7 protein-coding genes and 1 pseudogene are annotated in these 9824 nt (G+C 69.2%); 4 read left to right on the top strand and 4 right to left on the bottom strand.

The annotated features are described in order from the left end of the window. Positions 1 to 195 precede the first annotated feature (195 nt). Entirely contained in the window at positions 196 to 522 is a 327-nt protein-coding gene (locus tag ABZ154_RS19570; protein ID WP_356834206.1) for a hypothetical protein, read from the bottom strand. A gap of 849 nt (positions 523 to 1371) precedes the next feature. On the opposite strand from ABZ154_RS19570, the gene ABZ154_RS19575 reads away from it, so the two are divergent. Next, on the top strand, positions 1372 to 2712 hold the full coding sequence (locus tag ABZ154_RS19575; protein ID WP_356834226.1) for a hypothetical protein: 1341 nt from the start codon (positions 1372 to 1374) through the stop codon (positions 2710 to 2712). A gap of 95 nt (positions 2713 to 2807) precedes the next feature. Here ABZ154_RS19575 and ABZ154_RS19580 read toward each other — a convergent pair whose 3' ends face one another. Beyond that, positions 2808 to 3803, bottom strand: a complete 996-nt coding sequence (locus tag ABZ154_RS19580; protein WP_356834208.1) for an ATP-binding protein — start codon at positions 3801 to 3803, stop codon at positions 2808 to 2810. Positions 3804 to 3905: 102 nt separating this feature from the next. On the opposite strand from ABZ154_RS19580, the gene ABZ154_RS19585 reads away from it, so the two are divergent. Continuing rightward, complete coding sequence (locus ABZ154_RS19585) at positions 3906 to 4730, top strand: oxidoreductase (protein ID WP_356834210.1); 825 nt, start codon at positions 3906 to 3908, stop codon at positions 4728 to 4730. A gap of 489 nt (positions 4731 to 5219) precedes the next feature. Here ABZ154_RS19585 and ABZ154_RS19590 read toward each other — a convergent pair whose 3' ends face one another. Next, positions 5220 to 6065 (bottom strand): HAD family hydrolase, encoded by an 846-nt coding sequence (locus ABZ154_RS19590; RefSeq protein ID WP_356834212.1) that lies wholly within the window; start codon positions 6063 to 6065, stop codon positions 5220 to 5222. 503 nt (positions 6066 to 6568) lie between these two features. Here ABZ154_RS19590 and ssd point away from each other — a divergent pair. After that, complete coding sequence (ssd, locus tag ABZ154_RS19595; RefSeq protein WP_356834214.1) at positions 6569 to 7708, top strand: septum site-determining protein Ssd; 1140 nt, start codon at positions 6569 to 6571, stop codon at positions 7706 to 7708. After that, positions 7705 to 8724 (top strand): annotated as a pseudogene (locus tag ABZ154_RS19600) (TadA family conjugal transfer-associated ATPase); the annotation flags it as partial. The gene ssd and the pseudogene ABZ154_RS19600, both read left to right, overlap by 4 nt. Before the next feature lie 648 nt (positions 8725 to 9372). Here the strand turns inward: ABZ154_RS19600 and ABZ154_RS19605 are convergent. Further along, positions 9373 to 9570 (bottom strand): hypothetical protein, encoded by a 198-nt coding sequence (locus tag ABZ154_RS19605; RefSeq protein WP_356834216.1) that lies wholly within the window; start codon positions 9568 to 9570, stop codon positions 9373 to 9375. Positions 9571 to 9824 lie beyond the last annotated feature (254 nt).

Below are 9824 nucleotides of genomic sequence, written 5' to 3' on the forward strand. Positions count from 1 at the left end.
ACCTGTGTCTTCGTGTATGGAAGCATGATCCCGCTCCACTGGTCAGGGCGGCTTTACGACGCGTGTTCACGATGTGTGGCGCAAAGTCGGTCTGTCGGTTCTGGCGCTGCTCTTCCTGCCGTACGGCGTGGAGCGGGGTCATCAGGTCTCACGGACCCGCGGGCTGTCCGGTTCAGTCGCGGGTGCCGCGCCGGCTCACACGCCGGTGCGCTCCAGCTCTCCCGTGCCGACCCGGTCGAAGACCCCGTCGGAGCCCTTACCGGAGCTGGACTCCTCGGTCAGCAGACACGCCCGCGCCTCGTCGACGTGGAAGCACAGGCCGTGCAACTGGAGCGTCCCCTCGGCGAGCCGCCGGGCCACCGCCTCGTGAGGCCGCAGGTGCTCCAACTGCTGGACCCCGTTGGTGAGGCAGAGCTGCTCGACCTCGTCGGCGGGGAGCCGGCCGAGCGTGTCGGTGGTGCCGAGATCGTTCGTCGCGTTTGCGGGCTCATGGGGTGGTCGTGGCAGTGGTGGTTGCGCCAAGGGGTCCAGGGGCGGCAGCGGGAGTCGGCCGCGGTGGCGGGCTCGGCGATGCGGCTGCCGGACCGGCCGGTGAAGGCGATTCGGCCGCCCTGGGTGAGCTGGGCGCCGCGCCGGGTCCGGATCGCCTCGTACGCGACGTGGTCCATGAAGAAGCCGTCCAGCTCGACGGTCGCGTCGGCGCCCGGCGGCAGCTGCCCGAGGTCACGGGCGATCCGCGGCACGGCGAGAAGGGTCAACTGGCCGTGCACTGTCTCCACATGGCGCCGCCCTGCTCGGTCACGGGGATCTTCGTACGGCCCAGCCGGTGCAGGTGAACACCGCGGTGGCCGGGGCGGGAACGGGGCCTTGGGGCAGGTCCGGCAGGGTGTGCGAACGCCAGGACAGCAGGTCGACCCGGGCGATGCGACCGGCAGGACGGCAGGCCGACCCGGGCGATGCCGGGCGCCGCCACAGTCGTCGCAATCACCACCGGGGCGAGCGTGGGGGCTATTCCTGCCCGGGGCGCGGCGGTGGCGCGGACGGCGGGTGGGGGGCATGACGAGTGGGGGCGCAGGCAGACATGTTCCCGTCTCCTCCGGAGGTAGCGCGGGCGCCAGGGCAATGAGGGACGCGGCCGTGAGTCTCGGTGTGCCGCGGCGCGTCTTTTCAACTCTCAGTAAAAAGAATGGTAATGGAGAGTAAAGCTGAGCGTCTGGCATTCACGGCATTTAGGTCAGTGCGTCACCCATTCAAGTGAATAGGCAGCTTTTCATTCGGCCTGTCGCTCTCCTTCCCGCAGGGCTGCATGCGAGTTTGGCCACGCCGTGTCGGCATGCAATGCAAATGACCTGCAAGGAAGAGGGTGGGCGGATGATGGCCGCCACGAAGAGGATCGCCTCGGGCGTCATGACCGCGGCGCTGGTCGCCGTACTCGCGGGCTGTTCCGGTGCGGGCTCCGGGGGTTCCGAGCCCGGCGGAACGGGTGCGGGCGCCGAGAAGGGTGCCCACGGCGCGAAGGAGAACGCCCCGGAGGCCGTCCCGAAGAACGCCGTCAAGCTCATCGGGGACGGCTCCACCGCCTTCACCGGTGCCCAGCCGAAGATGCCGACCGCCCAGCGCCTGGCGCCGGGTCAGAAGCCCCCGCAGTTCGTGGTGTTCTCCTGGGACGGTGCCGGCGAGGACAGCCAGAAGCTCTTCTCGCACTTCCGCGGCGTCGCCAAGAAGTACAACGCCAACATGACGTACTTCCTCAGCGGTGTGTATCTGCTGCCTGAGGAGAAACGATCCCTCTACGCTCCGCCGCAGCACTCGCCGGGCCGTTCCGACATCGGCTTCAACGACACCGAGGGCATTCGCAACACCCTCGCCGAAGTGCGCGCCGCCTGGAAGGACGGCAATGAGATCGGCACCCACTTCAACGGCCACTTCTGCGGCCCGGACGGCGGTGTGGGCACCTGGTCCGTCGAGGAGTGGAAGAGCGAGATCAATCAGGCGAAAGCTTTCGTCAAGAACTGGAAGACCAACGCTCCGGAGCTGAAGGGTGAGGCTCCGCTTCCCTTCGACTACGACCAGGAGCTGATCGGCGCCCGCACCCCCTGCCTCGAAGGGCAGAAGAACATGGTCGCCGCAGCCCGGAACATGGGCTTCCGCTATGACTCCAGCGGCGTCGGCAACCAGGTCTGGCCCAAGAAGAAGGGCGGCGTCTGGGACATCCCGCTCCAACTCGTCCCGATGCCCGGCCGCGCCTTCGAGACCCTCTCCATGGACTACAACTTCATGGTCAACCAGTCCGGTACGAAGACCCAGGGTGACCCCTCCCAGCACACCTACTGGGGCAACCAGATGCGCGACGGCCTGCTCCAGGCCTTCGACCGCTCGTACGACGGGAACCGGGCGCCGCTGATCATCGGTAACCACTTCGAGTCCTGGAACGGTGGCACCTACATGCGCGCCATCGAGGAGACCATCGCGAAGGTGTGCACCAAGGAAGAGGTCCGCTGCGTCTCCTTCCGGCAGCTGGTGGACTGGCTGGACGCGCAGGACCCGCAGGCGTTGGCCAAGCTCGCCACGCTCGGCGTCGGTGAGGCGCCCAAGGAGGGGTGGAAGACCTACCTCGGCGCCCAGGCCGCGGCTGCCCCGAAGGCCGGGAAGGACAAGGCGGCAGGCCCGGAGGCCGACGAGCCGGCGGCCCGGAGCGCGGACAGGCACTGAGGGCCCCTCCCGTCACCCTGGTCGAACGTGGCCGGGGTGACGAGGCGTGCGGCGGGATCGCGGCGCTTCGCGTGGCCGGGTACGGGATCGGCGGCTCAGGCGGGTGCCGGGACGCCCGCTCCGGCCCGCCGCTCACCGAGCACGAAGGAAGGGTCGACCTGGGCGGCCAGATCGGCGCCCGTCTTCTCGTTGCCCCAGCTCTCCGCGTTCTTCAGGTGGAAGTGCACCATCTGCCGGGTGTAGCGCTCCCAGTCGCGCAACTCGTACGAGTCCTCGGCGGCGTCCTGGAGAACCTGCAGGGCCATCCGGTTGTCCGCCTCCAGCAGCTCGAACCGGGACGGCCGCCCCTTCTCCATGGACCGTACCCAGTCGGAGTAACCCACCCCGATCAGCAGGTCGTCGCCGACCTCCGCACGCAGGAAGTCCAGGTCCTCCTGGCCCTGCACCTTGTTGCCGACGACCTTCAGGGCGACACCGAAGTCCCGTGCGTACTCCTTGTACTGGCGGTACACCGACACCCCCTTGCGGGTCGGCTCCGCGACCAGGAACGTCATGTCGAAGCGCGTGAACATCCCCGAAGCGAACGAGTCCGACCCGGCGGTCATGTCCACCACGACGTACTCGTCCGGTCCGTCGGCCAGGTGGTTGAGGCAGAGCTCGACGGCCCCGACCTTGGAGTGGTAGCAGGCCACTCCGAGGTCGGACTCCGTGAACGGGCCGGTGGCCATCAGCCGGATGTCCCCGTCGTCGAGCCGGACCGTACGCGCACAGGCGTCGAAGATCGGGTTGTCCTCGCAGACCCGCAGCAACTGTGAGCCCTCGCCGGGCGGAGTCGTCTTGATCATCGTCTCGGCGGAGGCGATCCGGGGGTTGGTGCCGCGCAGATAATCCTTGATGAGGGGGAGGTGCGCACCCATGGCGGGCAGCGCGGCCGCCTCCGCCTCGTCGAGGCCGAGGGCGGCCCCCAGATGCTGATTGATGTCGGCGTCGACGGCGATGACGTGGGCTTCATTGGCGGCGAGGTGGCGGATGAAGAGCGAGGACAGCGTGGTCTTACCGCTGCCGCCCTTCCCGACGAAAGCGATCTTCATGTTCACCTAGGGTAGCTGGTCGATCGCGCTGCGCTGTCGATGTTCGTGAAGATGGCCACTTGAGGGCGGTCCGGGTGCAGGGGGCGCGTAGCCTCGCTCCTTATGAGTACGACTGCCTCAGACCCGCTCGCCACGCTTGGCTCCCTGCCCGGAGTGCCCGATGCCGTGGACTCCGTCCGCAAGGCCGTCGACCGGGTCTACGGTCACCGCGTCATGCGCCGCCGCAGCAACGAGGTCACGGCCGAGGCCGCGCTGCGGGGCTCCAGGGGGTCGGCGGCGCTCGCCGGTGCGGACTGGAACCTGGAGGAGGTGCGTCGGCGCACCGACTTCAGCGGTGAGGACGAGGCGCGCACGGTCGGAGCCGCGCTGAGGCTCACTGCGGAGGCCGGGCAACTGCTCTCCATCTGGCGGCAGTCGCCGCTGCGGGTGCTGGCCCGGCTGCACCTGGTGGCGGCCGGTGGGGCCGCGCCCGATGACGCGGTCGGCCGCCCGCGGCTGGCTGGAGAACCTGTCGACGAACCGCTGATCGAGGCGCCGCTCCCCGGCGCCGACGAGGTGGCCGGACGGCTCGAAGGGCTGTCACAGTTGATCATCGCGGGCACCGCGGCTCCCGCCCTGGTGACGGCCGCGGTGGTCCATGGTGAACTGCTGGCGCTGCGCCCCTTCGGCTCGCACAACGGCCTGGTGGCGCGGACCGCCGAGCGCATCGTGCTGATCGGCAGCGGGCTGGACCCGAAGTCCATCTGCCCCGCCGAGGTGGGCCATGCGGAACAGGGGCGGGCTGCGTACCTCGCGGCGTTCGGGGGTTTTACGACGGGGACCCCGGCAGGCCTGGCCGCGTGGATCGCGCACTGCGGGCGCTCGGTGGAGCTGGGGGTACGCGAGTCGACGGCGGTCTGCGAGGCCCTGCAGCGCGGCGCGGCGTAGGCGGCGCGAGGGCGGCGGGGCCGACGCTCGGGCGGCAGCTCCTGGGTGGCGGGGGAGGGCAGGCCCTGGCGGACGGATCGGGACGGTCCGGACGAGCAGGAATCGGCCCGGGGAAAAGGTTGCGGCGGTACCGAAATGCGGTACCGCCGCTGGCACGTCCGCCCAGTTACCAAGCGTCCTCGTAAATTGCCCATCAGGTCGGGTGCTTTGCCCGTCACCTGGTGCGGCTGGCCCGTAATCGACGGGTCGACGTCGCGTGGGTGCTCGGCCTTCGTGCTCGGTCCGTGGGGCCATCACTGCGTTACAGGTCATCCTCACGGATGTCCTTGGTCTCGCGGGCCGTTGCATCCTTTGTACTCCAGGACCGGTGGAAGGGAAAGCCCTGACCGCACTTCTTTACTTTTAGGTTCAATCAAGGGCGAACCGGACGGTGGCGCCCATGGGTCGGTGCCTAGGGGGCTGCCCCGTTCCCCCTGGTCGCGGATCGCCTCAGCCTGGCAGCGCCGTCCCTGCGGCGCGCCGACGGCTGGCGTACCAGACGAGCCCCGCGGTGATGGCTGCGGCGCCGACCGCGGCGGCCGCCACGAGTGCCGGGCGCGGCGGCATGGAGAAGTCGGGGAGTCGTTGCTTCAGCCGGACCGGGCGATTGAAGACGAGAATCGGCCACTCGCGAAGGGTCGCTTCGCGGCGCAGCGCGCGATCGGGGTTGACGGCGTGCGGGTGGCCGACCGCTTCCAGCATCGGCACGTCGGTCGCCGAGTCGCTGTAGGCGTAGCAGCGCGAAAGGTCGTACCCCTCCGAGACGGCTAGCGCCCTCACCGCCTCGGCCTTGGTCGGTCCGTAGGCGTAGTACTCGATCTCTCCCGTGAAGCAGCCGTCGTCACCGACGACCATGCGCGTGGCGACGACACGGTCGGCGCCCAGCAGTTCGCCGATCGGTTCGACGACCTCCGCGCCGGAGGTCGAGACGATGACCACGTCGCGGCCGGCCGTGTGATGTTCCTCGATGAGGGTGGCCGCCTCGTCGTAGATGATCGGGTCGATCAGGTCGTGCAGGGTCTCGGCGACGATCTCCTTGACCTGCTGGACGTTCCACCCTTTGCAGAGGGCGGAGAGGTAGGCACGCATCTTCTCCATCTGCTCGTGATCGGCGCCACCGGCCAGGAACACGAACTGTGTGTACGCGGTGCGCAGTACGTCACGGCGGTTGATCAGTCCGCCTTGGTAGAAGGACTTGCTGAAGGTCAGCGTCGAAGACTTCGCGATGACCGTCTTGTCCAGGTCAAAGAAGGCTGCTGTGCGCGGCGAGAAGCAGTTTTCCACAAGGCTGAGCATAGGGGGCCGCCATTCGGCGTAAAATCCGGTGCGTGGGTTTGCCTGAGAGGGCCCTCGGGTACACCATGGAAGTCACGGATCGTTCGCGACCGTGCGAACCCCGGTCCGGCTCCTCCCCCCCCCGAGTCGGCCGTGGGGACGACCCCCGCTCTCCCCCCCGGCGGGGGTCGTCGCATGTCCGGATGCATTTCTGGCGTTCGGGACCAGCGCTTCTCTCCCTTCCGGACCCTGCGAGGCCCGGACGTGCGAGGCGTCGACGCGAGCCTCGTCTCGTCACAGTGTGTAGCAGCGGGGCTGCGCTCCGGAAGTCGCCGGTTCGGGTGACGGAGATATTCACAACGCCGAAGTTGTCCACAGTTTTCGAGCAAGATCCACATGTTTTTCCGAGGTGCTGCACGTTGATTCCTCCCGCGAAGTCCGCGGGTAGCGGAATCGCGCATCTCGGAAACGCCCGAGATCGCCGCGAACCGCACTGAAGGAGCAGTGAGAAGGGGGCGGAGATCGTGGCTGGATCCCTCACGCGAGAAGGGCTGACGGTCGCCGAAGGGCGACGCGGCGGACCGCTGATCGTGACGGAAGACGTGGAGTTGCTCGATGATCTGCTGCGGCTCTGCGCGGCGGCCGGCGCGGAGCCGGAGGTTCATCACGGGCCGCCCGGGCGGCGGGGCGCCTGGGAGCGGGCCCCCATGGTCCTGGTGGGCGACGACGCGGCCGCGCGATGCCGCGGGGCCGCCCGCAGGCGGGGGGTGATGCTGGTCGGGCGGGACCAGGACGACCCGGACGTCTGGCGGCGGGCGGTCGAGATCGGGGCTGAATACGTGTTGCGGCTGCCGGATTCGGAGGGCTGGCTCGTCGATCAGATCGCCAACGCGGTCGAAGGCGTCGGCAGGCCCGCGCTCACCGTCGGGGTGATCGGCGGACGGGGCGGCTCCGGCGCATCGACGCTGGCCTGTGCCCTCGCCGTCAGCGCGGCGAGGTCCGGGCGGCGGACGATGCTGATCGACGCGGATCCCTTGGGCGGAGGCATCGACGTCCTCCTTGGCGGAGAACGGGCCGAGGGCATGCGATGGCCGGATTTCGCCCACTCGAAGGGTCGCCTCGGGGGCGGGGCGCTGGAGGACTCCCTGCCCGCGCTCCACGGACTGCGGGTGCTGAGCTGGGGCCGTGACCACGAGGCGACCATCGCCCCGCAGGCCGTGCGGGCGGTCCTGGCCGCCGCGCGCCGGCTCGGCGGGGTGGTGGTCGTCGATCTGCCGCGCCGGGTGGACGAGGGTGTCGCGGAGGCCCTGGCCCAGCTCGACCTCGGCCTGCTCGTGGTGCCGGGCGAGCTGAGGGCGGTCGCGGCTGCGAAGCGCGTGGCGTCCACGGTTCGCATGGTGCTGGACGACGTGCGGGTGGTGGCTCGGGGACCGTATGCGGCAGGTCTGGACGAGCGCTGGGTGGCCCAGGCCATCGGCCTGCCGCTCGTCGGTGAACTGCCCCTGGAACCGGATCTCCTGGCCGCCCAGGACGCCGGAATGCCACCGGGCGGCAGCGCCCGCGGGCCGCTCGCCCGCTTCTGCACGGAGTTCTGGGAGCAGGCGGCGGCAGCAGTGGGGGAGCGGGGTTCCGCGGCGGCTCCGGCCGGGGGAGGCGCGCCATGACCGATGCGCTGCTGGATGCCGTACGCCAACGGCTGGCGCGTAGCGGTGACGCGCCCACACCTGCCGGAGTGGCGGCCGCGCTTCGGGCCCAGGGGCGGCTGCTGGGCGATGCGGAGGTACTCGGGGCTGCGGCCGAGATGCGCGGCGAACTCGTCGGAACCGGCGTGCTGGAGCCGTTGCTCGCGGACCCCGAGGTGACCGATGTGCTGGTCTCCGCACCCGACCGGGTGTGGGTGGACCGGGGCGGCGGGCTTCAGCTGACGGGGATCACCTTCCCGGACGCGGCGGCGGTTCGCCGGCTGGCCCAGCGCCTCGCCGCGGTCGCGGGCAGGCGGCTGGACGATGCCAGGCCGTGGGTGGACGCGCGGTTGCCGGACGGGACGCGGATGCACGCCGTGCTGCCACCGGTCTCCGTCGGCTCGACCTGCCTCTCCCTGCGGGTGGTGCGTCCGCGGGCCTTCTCCCTGGCGGAGCTGGTGGAAGCCGGGACCGTGCCGCCGGGTGGCGACCGGATCCTGCGGGCCATGGTGGAGGCCCGTCTCTCGTACCTGATCAGCGGCGGTACCGGGGCGGGCAAGACGACCCTCCTCGCCAGCCTGCTGGGCGCCGTCGGTGCGGACGAGCGGATCGTGCTCGCCGAGGACTCCGCCGAACTGCGCCCCGACCACCCCCATGTGGTGCGCCTGGAGTCCCGCCCCGCCAACCAGGAGGGCGCGGGCCGGGTGACCTTGCGCGACCTGGTGCGCCAGGCGCTGCGGATGCGTCCTGACCGTCTGGTGGTGGGAGAGGTCCGAGGTGTTGAAGTGACGGAATTGCTGGCCGCCTTGAACACCGGTCATGAGGGAGGGTGTCTGCTCAAACCATACATACACCTGGACAGCTCACGAGCGGCTGTCCAGCGCCCTCGCCGTGACTGCTAGGAACTCCTCGCGCGCCTGGAGCGTTGCCAACCGGCCGTTCAACAGGTCGCCCAGGGTGACTCCGTCGTCCGAGTGCATCTGGTTGCTCAGAGAGCTGTACTTGGAGACGAGCTCTTGGGCAGCAGCGGCTACCTCGTCCGGACCCTCGATCCGAACGATCAGCAGGCTTTGATAGAGCTGATCGGTTGCCGCCGTCAGCTCCCGCAGGTACTCCGTACGCGGTAGGGGGTTGGAAGGCGAGAAGTCACGTTGCAAGCTGTCCACTGACTTCGCGTCGCTGAGGAGAGCGATATACGCGTCTCTGCGTATCTCACGATGCCGACTCGTCCGCTGCTCTAGCCGGTCACGTTCCTTGTCTACGCGTTCTTGTCGTCCCTTCAGCAGGGTGAACCCACCAGTGAGGCCCGCACCCACCACGACAGCTCCGGCACCGACCAACGTGCTCCATATCTCTGCCACGCCGCGCAGCCTACGGGCAGGCTTTGAGGGCGTACCGGTTCACCAGCGGATGCGTTCTGCGTCTCCGCCAACGCACGCCGGGCACGGGCGCTTAAACGTCCACGCACAGAGTTCACACCCCGCGAATCCGCAACACCCGTCACACCAGATGGCACGGCGTCCGGCGCACGTGCCGCAGTACGACGTGATCGGGGCAGGGGGCGGCGTTGGGGCAGGCTGAACGGTCTGCTTCCGCTGCCGTCTGGATGGCGCTACGGCACGTGGACGTTCTGGGGCGGTCGTCACCTAGTGGCCCTGGGGATGCCGCCGCAAGAAGACGTTGCAGTCGGAAACCGTCGTCCAGTCGCCACCCGTCCGGGCGCGATCTCGCACGTTCGCCAACTCAACGCATCCGGCGCAACCTTCGACAGGCGTCGGCTCCAACCGCCCTAGTTGCAGAGGGAGTTCGAGAGCCCTTGTGCTGTACCTCGTCGGCTCGGTCATGCCGACATGGTCGCGACCCGCCATCGTGACGCGGTAGTTGACCAGAGTTGACTAACCTAGGGCGTGTATCGAGTCGTGATCAATCTGTGGGATGCGCCTCCGCTTCGGGGACGGGTCCTGTAGTCCTGAGTGCATGACGCGCGTGCAACTGACGGATGGGGAGTGGGAGTTCATCGCGCCGTACCTGCCAATTGGCGAGTACGGCCCGTATCCCACCCGGCTGCGGCAGCAGTTCGAGGGCGTGATCTGGCGGT

Source organism: Streptomyces sp. NPDC006261 (assembly GCF_040613515.1).
GTDB lineage: Bacteria > Actinomycetota > Actinomycetes > Streptomycetales > Streptomycetaceae > Streptomyces.

Excerpts from the sequence above, each read along its gene's own strand:
- ABZ154_RS19575 (WP_356834226.1), top strand. The coding sequence starts at position 1,372 with ATGATGGCCGCCACGAAGAGGATCGCCTCGGGCGTCATGACCGCGGCG.
- ABZ154_RS19580 (WP_356834208.1), bottom strand. The coding sequence starts at position 3,803 with ATGAAGATCGCTTTCGTCGGGAAGGGCGGCAGCGGTAAGACCACGCTG.
- ABZ154_RS19605 (WP_356834216.1), bottom strand. The coding sequence starts at position 9,570 with ATGACCGAGCCGACGAGGTACAGCACAAGGGCTCTCGAACTCCCTCTG.
- ABZ154_RS19585 (WP_356834210.1), top strand. The coding sequence starts at position 3,906 with ATGAGTACGACTGCCTCAGACCCGCTCGCCACGCTTGGCTCCCTGCCC.
- ABZ154_RS19590 (WP_356834212.1), bottom strand. The coding sequence starts at position 6,065 with ATGCTCAGCCTTGTGGAAAACTGCTTCTCGCCGCGCACAGCAGCCTTC.